This window comes from Achromobacter sp. MFA1 R4 (assembly GCF_900156745.1).
Classification (GTDB): Bacteria; Pseudomonadota; Gammaproteobacteria; order Burkholderiales; family Burkholderiaceae_B; genus Achromobacter.
Map to the genome: position 1 here is coordinate 150287 of NZ_LT707065.1, position 15281 is coordinate 165567.

Annotated in this window: 12 protein-coding genes; 5 read left to right on the top strand and 7 right to left on the bottom strand. The window is 68.7% G+C overall.

Annotated features, from left to right (window positions below; translation table 11 throughout):
* The first annotated feature begins 1 nt into the window (after position 1).
* Positions 2–1879 carry a PepSY domain-containing protein gene (locus BXA00_RS00620; RefSeq protein WP_076515323.1) on the top strand — a complete coding sequence of 626 codons (1878 nt, stop codon included), beginning with the start codon at positions 2–4 and terminating at the stop codon, positions 1877–1879.
* Complete coding sequence (locus tag BXA00_RS00625) at positions 1876–2217, top strand: DUF3325 domain-containing protein (RefSeq protein ID WP_076515325.1); 342 nt, start codon at positions 1876–1878, stop codon at positions 2215–2217. The genes BXA00_RS00620 and BXA00_RS00625 overlap by 4 nt, the downstream gene beginning before the upstream one ends.
* On the opposite strand, the gene BXA00_RS00630 is transcribed toward BXA00_RS00625, so the two are convergent.
* From BXA00_RS00630 to BXA00_RS00645, 4 genes are all read right to left on the bottom strand, one after another.
* Positions 2098–3510 (bottom strand): patatin-like phospholipase family protein, encoded by a 1413-nt coding sequence (locus tag BXA00_RS00630; RefSeq protein ID WP_231952177.1) that lies wholly within the window; start codon positions 3508–3510, stop codon positions 2098–2100. The two genes, BXA00_RS00625 and BXA00_RS00630, sit on opposite strands and share 120 nt — an antisense overlap.
* A gap of 33 nt (positions 3511–3543) precedes the next feature.
* Entirely contained in the window at positions 3544–3801 is a 258-nt protein-coding gene (locus tag BXA00_RS00635) for a hypothetical protein (RefSeq protein ID WP_076515326.1), read from the bottom strand.
* A 207-nt stretch (positions 3802–4008) separates the two neighbouring features.
* The gene (locus tag BXA00_RS00640; RefSeq protein WP_076515328.1) at positions 4009–4224 is read right to left on the bottom strand and encodes a molybdopterin-binding protein; all 216 of its coding nucleotides are present in this window, start codon (positions 4222–4224) and stop codon (positions 4009–4011) included.
* A 279-nt stretch (positions 4225–4503) separates the two neighbouring features.
* Positions 4504–6765, bottom strand: coding sequence for a rhodanese-like domain-containing protein (locus tag BXA00_RS00645; RefSeq protein ID WP_076515330.1), 2262 nt, complete (start codon positions 6763–6765; stop codon positions 4504–4506).
* A 252-nt stretch (positions 6766–7017) separates the two neighbouring features.
* On the opposite strand from BXA00_RS00645, the gene BXA00_RS00650 reads away from it, so the two are divergent.
* The 3 genes from BXA00_RS00650 (at position 7018) to BXA00_RS00660 (ending at position 12544) form a co-directional block, all read left to right on the top strand.
* Positions 7018–9171 (top strand): hydantoinase/oxoprolinase family protein, encoded by a 2154-nt coding sequence (locus BXA00_RS00650; RefSeq protein WP_076515332.1) that lies wholly within the window; start codon positions 7018–7020, stop codon positions 9169–9171.
* Positions 9168–10865 (top strand): hydantoinase B/oxoprolinase family protein, encoded by a 1698-nt coding sequence (locus BXA00_RS00655; RefSeq protein WP_076515334.1) that lies wholly within the window; start codon positions 9168–9170, stop codon positions 10863–10865. The genes BXA00_RS00650 and BXA00_RS00655 overlap by 4 nt, the downstream gene beginning before the upstream one ends.
* Positions 10866–10927: 62 nt before the next feature.
* On the top strand, positions 10928–12544 hold the full coding sequence (locus BXA00_RS00660) for an ABC transporter substrate-binding protein (RefSeq protein WP_076515336.1): 1617 nt from the start codon (positions 10928–10930) through the stop codon (positions 12542–12544).
* A gap of 54 nt (positions 12545–12598) precedes the next feature.
* Here the strand turns inward: BXA00_RS00660 and BXA00_RS00665 are convergent, their stop codons facing one another.
* From BXA00_RS00665 to metC, 3 genes are all read right to left on the bottom strand, one after another.
* Positions 12599–13534, bottom strand: a complete 936-nt coding sequence (locus tag BXA00_RS00665) for a CysB family HTH-type transcriptional regulator (RefSeq protein ID WP_076515338.1) — start codon at positions 13532–13534, stop codon at positions 12599–12601.
* A gap of 25 nt (positions 13535–13559) precedes the next feature.
* The gene (locus BXA00_RS00670; protein WP_076515340.1) at positions 13560–13910 is read right to left on the bottom strand and encodes a VOC family protein; all 351 of its coding nucleotides are present in this window, start codon (positions 13908–13910) and stop codon (positions 13560–13562) included.
* A 147-nt stretch (positions 13911–14057) separates the two neighbouring features.
* Positions 14058–15278 (bottom strand): cystathionine beta-lyase, encoded by a 1221-nt coding sequence (gene metC, locus BXA00_RS00675; RefSeq protein ID WP_076521720.1) that lies wholly within the window; start codon positions 15276–15278, stop codon positions 14058–14060.
* Positions 15279–15281 lie beyond the last annotated feature (3 nt).

Below are 15281 nucleotides of genomic sequence, written 5' to 3' on the forward strand. Positions count from 1 at the left end.
CATGAAGGCCAGACTGCGCCAGCGCATGAGCTGGCTGCACACCTGGTGCGGACTGGTGTGCGCCTGGCTGCTGTGCCTGATCTTCCTGGCGGGCAGCATCAGCGTATTCCGCGCGCCGGTATCGCGCTGGATGACGGCCGAACCTGCCCTGCCGCCCGCGCTGGCGGTGCTGCCGCAGGAGGCCGTGCTGGCGGCGGCGTCGCGCTTTCTTGCCGGGCAGCAGGCCGACGCGCGCTTCTGGCGCATCGAGCTGCCCGACGCGCCCGGGCACGCGATCCGGCTGGTCTGGCGCACCGCCGCGGGCGACACGCGCGAAGCCGCGGTGGATCCGCGCGACGGCGCCCTGCTGCCCCAGCCGTGGGGACGCAGGAGTGAAGGCGGGCGCCATTTCATGACGCTGCACTACACCCTCCATGCCGGCACCTTCGGGTTCTGGCTGGTGGGCTGGCTGACGATAGGGATGCTGGCGGCGCTGCTGTCGGGCATCGTGGTGCACAAGCGCATCTTCAAGGACTTCTTCACGTTCCGCCTGGGGCGCGGCCAGCGCGCCTGGCTCGATGGCCACAATGCGTCGGCCGTGCTCACCCTGCCGTTCCAGCTGATGATCGCCTACACCGGGCTTGCCATCTTCTACACCAGCTACATGCCGGGTCCGCTGCATGCGGTGTATGGCGAGCAAGGCGCGGCGCGCTGGCAGGCGGCGCTCGCGGAAAGGGCCGCGCCGGCCAGATCGGCCGCGCTGCCGGCGCGCCCGCCGCTGGACGACCGCCTGCCGGCCCGTCAGCAGCTGGGTGTCCTGCTGCATGCCGCGCAAGCGGCGCTGGCAAGCCCGGCGCGCATGATCATCGTGGAGCGCCCGGGGCAGTCCCGGGAACGCATCAGCGTGTATGGCCGGCCGGACGCCGGGATGGCGATACGCGACCTCGTCAGCCCGGCCGGCCGCGCCGTGTTCGACGGCGCCAGCGGCGCGTTTTCCGCCCTGCATCCGGCCGCGGGCACGCCGGCCGACGCGGCGCATGAAGTGATGGAACGCCTGCATGTGGCCGCCTATGGCGGCTGGACCATCAAGTGGCTGTACTTCATTTGCGGTCTGGCGGGCACGCTGATGATGGCGACGGGTGCGGTGCTGTTCACGATCAAGCGGCGCAACAAAGGCCTGGGCGAATTCGGCGCCTGGACGCCGGCGTTCTACCGCATGGCCGAATCGCTCAACGTGGCGGCGATCGCGGGCGCCTGTCTGGCCTGCATCGCCTACTTCCATGCCAATCGTCTGCTCCCGGCCGCGCTGCCCGCCCGCGACATCTGGGAGATCCGCGCCTTCTTCCTGGCGTGGCTCCTGGGCCTGGCGCATGCTTGCGCGCGGCCGGCGCCGCGCGCCTGGTTCGAGCAGTTCGCCTGCACCGCGCTGCTGTGCCTCTTGCTGCCCGTGACGAATGTGCTAACCACCGGGCAGCACGCACTGGCCTATGCACGCGCCGGAGATTGGCAGGCCGCGCTGGTGGAGTCCACCATCGTTGTGTTCGGCGGCCTGTTCGCGCTGCTGGCCTGGCGCCTGCGCGCGGGCGACTGGGCCACGCCCGGACCGGGACGCGTGACGGCCGCACCGCGCGGCCATCGCTGGCGTGTGCTGGGGCGCGTGCTGTGCGCGGTGCTGGGCGGCTATGCCTTGGCCAACCTGGGCGCCATCGTGCTGGCCCTGGCCCTGCCGCTTGGCGGGCTCGCCAGCCCGGCCATCGGCGTGGTCGTGGCCAGCCTGCTGAGCTTTCTGATCTATGCGCTGGCGGCGCTGTGGGTGTTTGCGGCGCGCGGCGCGTGGCGTTGGCTGCTGACCGGCATAGCCGTGCTGGCGGCGCTGGCCTGGGCGATGGGGACGGCATGAGCACCACTTTTGCCGCCCTTGCATCGCTGGCGCTGGCCTTCGCCGCCCTCGCCTGCCTGGCGCTGGCCATGGACCGGCATCACGAGCAGGCGACCGGCCGCGAAACGACAACGCCAGGGCTCAGGCACGGCTTGCGCCTGGGCGCGGCGCTGCTGGCGCTTGCCGCAATGGCAGTCTGCCAGCAGGCCTGGGGCGTCGTGGTGGCAACGCTGGTCTGGCTAGGCATGCTGTCGTGCGGCGCGATCCTGACCACCCTCACGCTCAGCTACGCGCCGCGGCGGCTCCCGACGCTGGCCACGGCGGCGGCGCTGCTGGGCTTTGGCCTGGCCTGCGCCTGAAACGGTCGGCAACACAAAACCGGGCGGCACATGCGACCACGGGTAGCCCTTCAGGCCCATCTCGTACGCCGTGTCATAGAGCGACCGCATGTATTCCGTGTCGAACTCTTCTTTATGCGGCGCCCGAAAGCTCGACGGAATGAACGCCAGGTTGAATTCGACGCCATCGCGATGCGCCGTCGTGTAAATGCGGTAAAGGTCGCCAATACCCTGGCTTTGAATCATGGAAACGACCGCGCGAGCGGCAATGCTCATCGTGGCGCGCTGCACCTGCATCCAGTCCGCATCGAGCCGTGCGTTGCGGACGATATAGAGTTTGCGTTCGCGCGTGACGCCGAGCATGGCCGTCTCCTCCGCCAGGCGCAAAGAGACGGGATAGGCAAATACCTGCGCCACGACGCCGCCATCGACGTGCATTTCCTGATAGCGCTGTCCACCGGCTTCCACGTCGATCATCATTGGCGGAAAGGCGCCCGGAATCGACGTCGAGGCGACCATGACCTTCACGAACAGGTCCAATGCCGCCGGACCGCCGTACGATGCGATCTTGCCCATATCCCAGATGACGCCACGGCCTGAATCGAGGTCCGTGGTGCCGATCAACAGCATGCGTCCCTTGGCGTACTCGGCGGCGATCTCCTTGAGGAGCTCGTCGGTGACGAATTTTCGGGTCAGGCCCAGGAGCGGCCGGTTGTCCGCCATCGCGTCGCTCAACACGCCGCCCAGCAGGCTGCGCTTCTCCAGCACGTCGCGGGGCGAAGTCATCGTATAGACGTGCTTTAGCGTGGCGTCGTATTTCTTGCCGATAAACGCGAAAGGGGCAATGAGCGCGCCCGTGCTGATGCCGGTCACCAGCTTGAACTCCGGCCGGGTGCCTGTTTCGGTCCAAGCGTTCAACAACCCCGCCGCGAAAGCACCGTTGTCGCCGCCGCCGGAAATCGCAAGGAACACCGCGGGTCCCAGCGCGCCCGTGTGCCCCTGCTGAGCAAGGTAAGCCTGTTCCCGTTTCAGCGCCTCGTACCCCGCTTGGGCGAGCTCCGTCGCGTTGGCGACGACAAAGTGGCGCACGCCGGGCATCCCGGGGATTTCAGCTTGCTTGGCGACTTCGTGGGGAACCGCTTGCAGGCGCTGCGGCGCGGTTGTGCACCCCTGCAGGCCAAGCCCGACCGTCATGAAAAGGACGATGAGGATCGCGGGGCGAATATTCCCCCTGATGGCGACCAGCGTTCTGAACAAGCTCACGAAGAATCCGCGCATGTTTTTCGCCTTTTCGCCCAGGTAGATGCTCGACAAAGGCCAAGCTCCCTACGCGTTGATCCGAGATTGTCAGCCGCGCCCGCGCAGTGCGACCGCCATCGCATCCAGCGCGTACCCGATATTCTGGAGGACTTTGGCGGTGGCGGTGCGCGTGAACTCGTCAGACGCGGTTTTCATGAATGCAGCCATCAATTCCGGATGTGCCTTGGCGTAGCCGTCACCGAAGATTGAATCGATCTGGGTTTCCGCTGTCCGCAGATAGCTCTCCGCGCGCTTTTCGGCCAGGGTGTACAGCGTGTCGAGGTTGGCTTCAATGAATTCAGACATGACGGGCTCCAATGACGACAGTCGGCAGCTACCAGCCTGGGTTGGTGCGCTTGCTGAAGTCAGCGTAGACCAGCCTGCATCGTGGAAATTGACATTGGTCAACATACCCGGCGGCCGATGTCTGATCGTTGCCAGCGCCGCGCCTTTGAGCAGCGCTGGCAGGCTGTTGCGGGAGCAACGGCCTGCCCGCGCGCGGTGATACCTCCGTCAGAGCTTGGCCACGGCTACCTCCGTGGCCTTCACGAAGGCGAGCACCTCGGTGCCGACTTGCAGGTCCAGCTCTTTGACGGAGCGCGTCGTGATCACCGAGGTGACGATGCCCCCAGGCGTGTCGATCTCGACTTCGGACACGACGGACCCCAGCACGATCTCGCGGATCTTGCCGCGGAACTGGTTGCGGGCATTAATGGATTGAATGGCCATGCGTAACTCCTGTAACGCAACCGGATTGCGTGGTGTGGTGGCCTGCCGACATCGGCAGACACGATAAATCCTGGGGTGGGGCTTTCTTCCTGGTCTTTTCCAGCCAGCCTGCGCCCGCCGATGGCACAGGGCCAATGGCGTAAGGCAAGGCGGCCCAGCAAGACACCGGCTGGCGCGCCCACTTCACCCATTCGCGCCGGCGGATACGTCGAACACGGCGGCGCAGCGCCGCCCAGGCCGCGCCGATACGCGCGTTGACCCCCTGGCCTGTCCCGGCGCTCATCGGGCCGTCCCGCTCAGGCGGATGTCCTGCGCGCCCGCGCGTTCGAGTTGAGCCACGAGCTGCAGCTCCCAATCGAGGTAGGCGCGGAATCCCGCATTGCGCGCGGCCACGTCGTCCAGCAGATACGGGCTGATGTCCTGGTCGTCATCGCCCGTCAGCACCCCCGCCGCGCCGCTGTCCAGCGCGAGGCCCGCGGCCTGCCATGCGCGGGTGCCGCCTTGCAGCGCATGCACGGCCGGCGCATGCTCGTCGCGCCGTAGTTGCCACTGGAGTTCGGCGGCCACGCTTTGCGCCAGCACGCCGTCCTCTGACACGATCACCACACGCCGCGCCCGCTCGTTGGCAAGCAGCGCGGGCAGCCGGTCGGGCGCGGCGTAGCGGGCGCCCGGCACGTGTCCGCGCACATACGACTGCCGGCGATCCACGTCGTACACCAAGGTGTCCGCGGCCGCCAGCCAGGCCTCAAGCACCGGCGCCCGCACCACCGGTGCCGGGTCGCGATGACGCAGCACGCGCACGCGCTCGGCGCCGCTCTCGAGCGTCACGCTGCGGGCGGGCTCGCCCGGCGCGGCGGCCTGCGGCGCCAGCGGCGCGGCAAACAGGTAGACCTCTACCGCGCCAAGCTGCCGCAGCCAGGCCGCCGTGGTCAAGGCGCGCACGCCGTCGTGGTCGGCCAGCACCACGCGCGCGCGGCGCGTGCCCACGTATTCGTCGGTGGCCTGCACGAGCTGACCGCCCGGCGCCCAGCGCCAGCCCGGCAGGTGGCCGGACTCGTATTCTTCCCGCGTACGCACATCGAAGCGATACAGGCTGCGCTCGCCAGCAGCGGCGTCGGCCTCGAACGCCGCCAGCCGCGCGGCATCGACGTAGTCCACGCCGGCAGCCGCGATCACGGCCCGTGCCCGTTCGCGCGCTTGCGCGAGCGAAGCTGGCCCCGGCTCGGCCAATGCGGCCTGGCGTCCGTAGGCGAGCTCACGGCCGGACAGCAGCCATTCCATCGTGCCATTTTTGAGCGATGCGACCTTGTTGGGAATGCCGGCGTCGATGAGCGTCTGCGCGCCCACGATCGAACGGGTCCGGCCCGCGCAATTCACGACCACGAAGGTCTTCGGGTCGGGCGCAAGCTCGCCGATGCGATAGACGAGCTCGGCGCCCGGCAGGCTGTGCGAGAACGGCAGGGTGAAGTGGTTGAATTCTTCAGGGGTGCGGCTGTCGACGACGACGATGTCCTCGCCGGCCGCGACGCGGGCCGCCAGTTCGTCCACGTCGATCCAGGGCGTGTGCTTCTCGTGCTCGATCACCTCGCCGAACGCCTTGCTGGGCACGTTGGTGCCCCAGAACACTTCACGGCCGTCCGCTGCCCAGCCGCGCGTGCCGCCCCCGAGCACGGCCACGTCGGTGTAGCCCAGCCGGGTGAGCTTGCCCGCCGCCTCGTGGGCGAGCGATTCGTCTTCGTCCACCACCACGATGCGCGTGCCGCGCCGCGGAACCAGCCGGTCGATGCGCTGCTCGATGCGCCAGAGCGGGGCATTGGCGGCTTCGAGAATGTGCCGCTCGGCATAGCGGCCCGCTTCCCGCACGTCCAGCAGGGCGATCTCGGCCGTGCCGCGCAGCGCGCGCTCCAGTTCGTCCGCGCTCACGCGGGCATGGAAAATCGCGGCCGGTGGACCGAACGTGCGATAGGCGCCGCCCGCGGTGCTCTCGAACACCACCCGGCCCGGCAGGCGGTCCAGCGCCAGGCCGTAGAAGTGCAGGTGCGCGCCGGCGGCGCTGCCGATCAGCTCGATCGTGTGCACGTCGTCAGGCTGCAGCACGATCGACGAACCCTGTGCCACGTCGACGCGCCGCACGTGCGTGAGCACGTCGCGGCCCGGCTCGGCGCCCGGCGTGCGCGCGTAGACCTCGTTGCGTTCTTCCCCCCGCACGCCAGCGATGATGGCCCATGTCGTGTGGTCGTGCGGCGGCTGCGCCTTGCCCGCTTCGCCCAGCGACAGGTAAAGCGCGTAGGCGCCATCCGTGTCCTCGGCCAGGCGATAGATCGTGCCCGGGCGCTCAGGCTGCAGCGCGAAACTGCTGGCGTCGAATAGTTCGGTGCGCGCGGCCAGCCCGCGCAACAAGGCGGCGGCGGCCTCCAACTGACTGGGCTTGGCGCGAGCCGGATCGGGCAATACGGCGCGCACGCCGGCGATGAAGGCGGCGACGGCGCGTGCCCGCTGGGTCTGGACGGAAAGCTTGGCGGTGGGCGGCAGTTGAGTCATGAAGGTTCCGTTTCGGTACAAGCCCGGACTGACGCCACGGGCGGGATGGCAACCAGACTACGGCGGTCCGCGAGGCCGCGGCAACGCAGAAAACCGACTATCCATATGCGGCATGCCGCCCTGCCCGGCCCGAATAACCACATGCGAAAAACGACGTTCCCCGCAACGGCGCGGCTGCCTAGCATCGTGGCCTTCCCGATCGTCCGAGCGACACGCTCGCGGCGTCACTGGACTTCACGAACAGGATTCCCCATGTCCGCACAACCTCAAGCGCCTGCACCGCGGCGCGCCGCCGTCCGGGTGGCCGTCGACGTCGGAGGCACCTTCACCGACATCGTGCTCGAACGGGGCGACGTGCGCCACTGCGCCAAGTTGCTCACGACCCCGGCCGCGCCCGAACAGGCGGTACTCGCAGGCATCGGCGAACTGCTCGCCACCGCCTCGCTCGCCTGGGCGGACGTCGACCGCCTGGTGCTGGGCACCACGCTCGCGACCAATGCGCTCATCGAACGCAAGGGCGCCCGCACCGCCCTGATCACCACCGCCGGATTTCGCGACCTGGTCGAAATCGGCCTGGAGGATCGGTATGCGCAATACGACATCTTCCTGGACAAACCGCAGCCGCTCGTCCCGCGCGACTGGCGTCACGGCGTGGCCGAACGCGTGGATGCCCAGGGCCGCGTGCTGACGCCGCTGGACGAGGACGCCGTCCGCGCGCTGGCCGGGCGCCTGCGCGAAGATCGCATCGAGAGCGTGGCCGTCTGCCTGCTGCACAGCTACGCCCATCCCGGGCACGAACGCCGCATCCGCGACATCCTGCGCGACGAACTGCCCGATCTGTGGATCTCGTTGTCCTCCGATGTGTGCGCCGAAATCCGCGAATATCCCCGTCTGTCCACCGTGTGCGCCAACGCTTACGTGCAGCCGCAGGTGTCAGGCTATCTGCGGCGTTTCGAGGACGCCGCGCGTGCACGTGGATTGCGCGCCGAACCCTTCCTGATGACGTCGGGCGGCGCCATCGCCACCCTGCGCACCGGGGTGGAAGAACCGGTGCGGCTCGTGGAATCCGGCCCGGCCGGCGGCGCCATCCTCGCCCAGCACATCGCCGAGCAGATCGGCGCGGCGCGGGCGCTGTCCTTCGACATGGGCGGCACCACCGCCAAGATCTGCTATATCGACGACTACCAGCCTCAGATCAGCCGCAGCTTCGAGTTCGGCCGCGTGCACCGCCATCTGAAGGGCTCGGGCCTGCCGATCCGCATCCCCGTGATCGAGATGATCGAAATCGGCGCGGGCGGCGGCTCGATCGCCCGGGTCAATCACCTGGGCGTGATCCAGGTCGGGCCGGACAGCGCGGGCTCCACCCCGGGCCCGGCCGCATACGGTCTTGGCGGCCAGCATGCCACGGTGACGGACGCGCATGCCGTGCTGGGCACGATCACCCCCGAACGCTTCGCCGTGGGCAAGGTGTCGCTGGACCCGGCGCTGGCGAAAATCGCGGTGCAGGCCCACCTGGCGAGGCCCGCCCAATTGACCGGTCCCGAAGCCGCTCAGGCGGTGGTCGACGTGGTCACCGAGAACATGGCGAATGCGGCGCGCGTGCACGCGTCCGAGCTGGGCAAGACCGCCGACGAGCACACGCTGATCGCCTTCGGCGGCGCCGCGCCGCTGCACGCCGCGCAACTCGCCCGCAAGCTCGGCATCGCCACCGTGATCGTGCCGCAGTCGGCGGGCGTCGGCTCGGCCGTCGGCTTCCTGTGGGCGCCTATCGCCTACCAGGCGGTGCGCAGTCTCCACCAGCGCCTGGATCGCATCGATCTGCCGCTGGCCACGCGGCTGCTGGACGAACTTACGGCCCAGGTCGAAGCCGTGGTGCGCCGCGCGGCGCCCGGCGAGCCCATTGCGATCAAGCGCCAGGTCTACATGCGCTATGCCGGCCAGGGTCACGAGATCGCGATCGACCTCGCCGCCGGCGCTTTCGACGCGGCCGCCGCCCGCGCCCTGGGCGAACAGTTCGCGCAGCGCTACGCCCAGATCTATGGCCGCAGCCTGCCGCACGTACCGGCCGAGACGGTGAGTTGGTCGGTCGCGGCGCAGGCCGGAACACGCCGGGCCATCGCGGCCGACGTGATCGACGCGGCCGGCCCCAAGCCCGCGACGCCGGCGGGCCAACGCACGCTCTACGACTTCGCTGCTGCGCGCTGGCGGGACGTGCCCGTGTACGAACGCAACGCGCTCGCGCCCGACCAGATCGTGCGCGGGCCCGCGCTCGTCGTCGAAGACGAGACGACGACCCACGTGCCCGATGGCTTCGTGGCCCATCGCAGCCCCCAGGGATCGCTCGTGCTGCAAGATCAGCAACGCGTTCCCGCCACGCCTACCCCGCATTTGGAGACCACGGCATGACGTCGACTTCCCCATCCTCCGACGCGCGCTCGCGCATCCGTCATCAGCTTGCCTGGAACCGGCTGCTCTCGGTCGTGGAAGAGCAGGCGCAGGTGTTGATCCGCTCGGCCTTCGGCACCGCCACGCGCGAAGCGGGCGACCTCTCGGCCGGCGTGTTCCTGCCTGATGGCCGCATGATCGCGCAGGCCGTAACCGGCACTCCAGGCCATGTGAACGCCATGGCCGAATCGGTGAAGCACTTCCTGCGCGTGTTCCCGGCCGAGACCCTGCGCGAAGGCGACGTTCTGCTCACGAATGATCCCTGGAAAGGCACCGGCCACCTGTTCGACATGACCATGGTGTCCCCCGTGTTCCATGGCGCACGCCTGGTCGCGCTGTTTGCCTCGACGCTGCATGTGATCGACATCGGAGGCATCGGCAGCAGCGCCGACGGCCTGGAGGTCTATCACGAAGGGCTGTTCCTGCCCATCGTGAAGCTGTTTCACGCCCATCAGGCCGATCCGGGCGTATTCGCGATCATTCGCGCCAATGTGCGCGAGCCGGAGCAAGTCGAAGGCGACCTCTACGCGCTGGTCGCCTGCAACGAAGTCGGCGGGCGCCGGCTCAAGGACCTGCTGCGCGAATTCGAGCTGGACGACCTGGAGGCGCTGGGCAACACCATCATCGAACAATCGCGCGCGGCCATGCTGCATGCCATCGCGGCCTGGCCGCAAGGCAGCTGGTCCCATCGCCTTACCATCGACGGCTATGACGCGCCGATCGACCTTGCCGCGCGCGTCACGGTGGAGCCAGGCCGCATCCTGGTGGATTTCGACGGGACCTCGCCGCAGGTGGCGCGCGGCATCAATGTGGTGAAGGCCTATACCGACGCCTATACCTCCTTCGGCATCCGCTGCCTGATCGGCCCCGACGTGCCGAACAACGCGGGATCGCTATCCGTCGTGCAGGTGAGCGCGCCCGAGGGCTCCATTCTCAACGCGCGCTTTCCGGCTGCCGTGACGGCGCGCCACATCATCGGCCAGATGCTGCCCGACGTGGTCTTCGGCGCGCTGCGCCAGGCGCGGCCCGACCAGGTTCCGGCCGAGGGCAGTTCCTCGCTGTGGAACCTGCATCTCGTCGGCGGAGAGCCGCTCGCGGGCGCCAGCGCCGGCCAGAACGACGCGCTCATCGCGGGCCAACGCTTCAACGCCGTGAGCTTTTCCACGGGCGGCACCGGCGCCCGGCCCGGCAAGGACGGTCTGTCGGTGACGTCCTACCCGAGCGGCGTACGCAACGTTTCGATCGAGATCCTGGAGGCCGCCAATCCGCTCGTGTTCGAGCGCAAGGAATACCGCCCCGACTCGGGCGGACCGGGCGCGCAGCGCGGCGGGCTGGGACAGACCATCGCGGTCCGCCACGCCGACCCCGCCGCGGCCATGATCATCGCGGCCGCCTTTGACCGCGTCGTGCATCCCGCGCGCGGCGCGCTGGGCGGTCATGACGGCGCGCCCGGTCGGCTGGGGCTGGCGTCGGGCATGGCGCTGCGAGCCAAAGGCCGCCAGTTGATCCCCGCCGGCGACACGCTGGTGGTGGAAACCCCAGGCGGCGGCGGCCTGGGCGATCCGGCCACGCGCGATCCCGCCTTGCTGCGCGACGACCGGCGGCTCGGCCTGGTCAGCGCCGAGCAAGCGCGCGGCAGCTATCTCGCCTCTTGAATGCCCGCCGCCGCGACGCGCGCGGCGGCGTCTCCCTACCGACTTTCGCACCCCTACACACCATGACACTTTCTCGCCGTACCCTTCTTGCCGCCGCGCTCGCCACGGCCCTCGCCGCGACGCTCGCCCTGCCCGCCGCCGCCCTGGCCGAGGAATCGGCCAAGCCTCAAGGCGGCACGCTGACCTTGCTGCTGCCTTCGGAACCAACGGCGCTCGTCACCGTGGGCAACGTCGCCACGCCGATCCTGAGCGTGAGCGCAAAGGTCACCGAAGGCCTGCTCAAGTACGACTACGACCTGACGCCACAGCCGCAACTGGCGACCGCATGGACCGTCAGCCCGGACGGGACCGTCTATACCTTCACGCTGCGCCAGGGCGTGCGCTGGCACGACGGCAAACCCTTCACATCGGCCGACGTGGCGTATTCGCTCAATCTGCTCAAGAGAATCCACCCGCGCGGCCGCAACACCTTCGCCAACGTGACCGCGATCGAGACTCCCGACGACCATACGGTGGTGCTGCGCCTGTCCAAGCCCGCGCCCTACCTGATCCGCGCGTTCGTGGCCACCGAAACGCCGATCGTGCCAAGGCACGTGTACGAGGGCACCGACCCGCTCACCAACCCGGCCACCGCCGCCCCGATCGGCACGGGGCCGTTCAAGTTCAAGGAATGGGTCCGGGGCAGCCACATCGTGTACGAGCGCAATCCCGATTACTGGGACAAGCCCAAGCCCTACATCGACCGGCTGATCGTGCGCGTGGTCGCGGATCCCGCCGCCGCGGCGATCGCCTTCGAGACGGGCACCGCCGATCTCGGCTACCGCACGCCCGTGCCGCTGGCGGACCTGGAACGTCTGCGCAAGGTGCCGAGCCTGCGCTTCGAGACCCTGGGAAACAGCTACTCCTACAACGTGACCCGGCTCGAGTTCAACCTCGACAACCCCTACTTCAAGAACGAGAAGGTGCGCCAGGCCGTGGCGCACGCGATCGACCGCAACGTGATCCTGAAGGTCGTGAACTATGGCGTCGGCCAGGTCGCCTACTCGCCCATCGCGCCGGGCTTGAAGGCGTACAACGATCCCACGCCCACCCCCTACCCCTACGACCTGAAGCGCGCCAATGCCCTGCTCGACGAAGCGGGCTTTCCGCGAGGCGCCAACAACGTGCGCTTCTCGGTGCCGCTGGATTTCAATCCCATCGGCGCCGACGGCGCGCGTCTGGCCGACTACCTGCGCACGACGCTGGGGCGCGTGGGCATCGCCGTGAACGTCCGCGCGCAGGACGCGTCGGCCTTCATCAAGCGCGTCTACACCGATCGCGACTTCGCTTTCACGACCAACGGTGCAAGCAATCTCTTCGATCCGACGGTCGGCGTGCAGCGGCTGTACTGGTCCAGGAACTTCATCAAGGGCGTTCCCTTCTCCAACGGCACGCACTACAACAACCCGAAGGTCGATGCGCTGCTCGAAGCGGCGGCTGTCGAGAACGATCCCGCCAAGCGCGTCGCGCTCTTTACCGAATTCCAGCAGATCGTGGCGCGCGAGGTGCCCGACCTCAATCTCTACCAACCCGAGTTCATCACGATCGCGAATCAGCGCGTGCACGACCATTCGCTGACCGCCGATGGCGTGGAATCGAACCTGGCCGACGTGTATCTCGATCCGCCGGCCAGGCGTTGAGGCCAGGCAGGACCGGGCCCGCGCCGTGCAACAGGCGCGCGCCCGGATTCCCGCTTACTCGCCTATCCCTTCGCCCCGCAGGGCGCTTTCGACGAGGGTCTGGGTCAGCGTGGGCACGAACAGTTCGATGAAGTGATAGGCGTAGCCGCGCAGCCAGGCGCCGCGGCGCGCCGCAAGCCGGGTGAGGTTGATCTCGAACAGATGACGCGCGTCGATGGCCGTGAGGCGCGTATCGCGCTCGGCATCCCAGGCCACCGAGGCCACGATGCCCACCCCCATCTCCAGCTCGACGTAGGTCTTGATCACGTCGGCGTCCATCGCGGTCATGACGATGTCCGGCGTGATCCCCGCGCGGGCGAACGCCTCGTCGATATGAGCCCGCCCCGTGTAACCGTGGCCGTACGTGATGATGGGATAGGCGGCAAGCTGCGATAGCGTGGGCGCCACCGTGTTGGCCAGCGGATGGTGCGGCGGCACGATGATGCTGTGCGTCCAGCGGTAGCAAGGCAGATTCACGAGGCCGGGATAGTCGGCCACGGCTTCGGTCGCCACGCCGATATCGGCCTCGCCTTCGAGCAGCATCTCGGAAACCTGTTTGGGCGAACCCTGGTGCAGATGCAGCACGACCTCCGGATAGCGCGCGCGAAACTCCTTGATCACCGGCGGCAGCGCATAGCGCGCCTGCGAGTGCGTGGCGGCGATGGACAGCACGCCGGTGGTCGCGCCGGCGTACTCCGCGCCGGCCTGACGGATGTTGTCGGCCGCCTGCAGGATCTGTTCCACCAGCGGCAGGATCTGTTCGCCCGGCGGGGTCAGGCCGATCAGCCGCTTGCCCGACCGCACGAAGATGTCGACGCCGACCTCCTCCTCGAGTTCGCGGATCTGGCGGCTCACGCCCGGCTGCGAGGTGTGGAGGCTTTCGGAAACGTCGGTCAGGTTGAAATCGCGGCGCACCGCTTCGCGCACGGAGCGCAATTGCTGGAAATTCATGGGCTGGTCATCCGGGGTGGCGGCGTCAACCCAGCAAGGCAAGCTGGTTGCCGCTGGGGTCCTTCACGTACATCACGCGCTGCGGCGCGTCCGCCGCCGAACAGACGGGATGATGGCCGGCCGCGTGCAGGCGGTCGCGCACGGCGTCGAAGGCGTCGGTGCGCAAGGCCAGGTAGTCCGCCTTCACGCCCGGCGTCAGGGTGGACACCGGCGACAACGAAAGCGTGGCATTGCCCAGCGCGAAGGCGAGGCGGGCGCCTCCCGCGCTGCTTACCTCGTGCAGCCCGAGGATGTGGCGATAGAACTCGCGTATCGCGCCGGCCTGCCGGGCGAGAAACGAAAGCTGGACGGATTCGATGGACAAAATGGAAGACATGCCTGGATTCCTGCTGCTGAACCAGGCACATGATAGGCACGCAAGCCCATGAAAAACAAAGAGGAAGTAATCGTGTCTACATGAGCGCGAGGCTTAAGGACGGGGCCGTCTTTGCATATAGCGCCGGGCCGGGGTCGGCCCGTGCGTTCAGGCGCTCAGGCGCAGGCGCTCGCGCACCGCCGCGAACGCCTGCTCGAGGTCGGCGATCAGGTCGGCCGGGTGCTCCAGGCCCACGTGCAGGCGTACCGCGCTGCGCCCGCCCGCCCAGCCCGTGTGCTCGGCCAGGCGCTGCGGCGCGGCCTCGAGCGCCAGGCTCTCGTATCCGCCCCACGACGCGCCGATTGAAAAGTAGCGCAGCGCATCCACGAACACGCTCGCCGCACGCGGATCGGGCTGCGTGAACGAAAACGTCAGCAGGCCATTGGCGCCGCTGAAATCGCGCCGCCAGAGCGCATGCCCCGGATCCTGAGGCAGCGGCGGATAGAACACCTGCGCGACGTCGGGATGCTGCGCCAGGTAATGGGCCACGTCGGTGGCATTGGCCTGATGGCGCGAGAGCCGCACGTCCAGCGTGCGGATGCCGCGCAAGGTGAGATACGCGTCGTCCGCGCCCACGGACAGTCCCAGCGCATCATGCGTGGCCGCGATGCGGCCGAACAGGTCGGCGCTGTCGGCCGTGACCGAGCCCATCATGACATCGGAGTGGCCGGCGAGGTACTTGGTCGCCGCCTGGATCGAGAGGTTCGCCCCCAGGGCGAGCGGCTGGTGATACAGGCCCGCGCCCCAGGTATTGTCGACCGCCACGACCACGTCGCGTTCGCGGGCCTGGGCCGCCAGCGCCGGCAGGTCCAGCACCTCGTAGAGCAAGGATCCGGGCGACTCCAGGTACAGCAGCCGCGTCTGGGGCCGCAGCGCGCCGGCAAGCGCATCGCGGCCGGGCGTGAAGTACTCCACCGTGATGCCCTGCCGCGCAAGCAGCACCTGGTCCACCTTGCGCACCGGCGCGTACACGCTGTCGCTCACCAGCGCATGATCGCCGGGCTTGAGCAGGGCGAGGAACACGAGCGTGATGGCCGAGAGCCCCGACGGCGCCAGCAGCGTGCGGTAGCCGCCCTCGAGCGTCGTGATGGCGGATTCAAGCGCCGCATGGGTATCCAGGCCATGGCGGCCGTAAGTCGCCACCCGGTCGCCGGCGCCGCGCTGCGCCTGCAGCCGATGTTGGGCGGCGCTGTCCGCGAAACGGACCGTGCTGGTGCGTACGACCGGCACGTTGACCGGACCCGAGCCGTCGCGCAGCGCCGGCGAACCGGCATGGATCAACCGCGTGCGCAGATCGGCGTCGCCCTGGGAAGCGGGATCGTGGCTCATGCG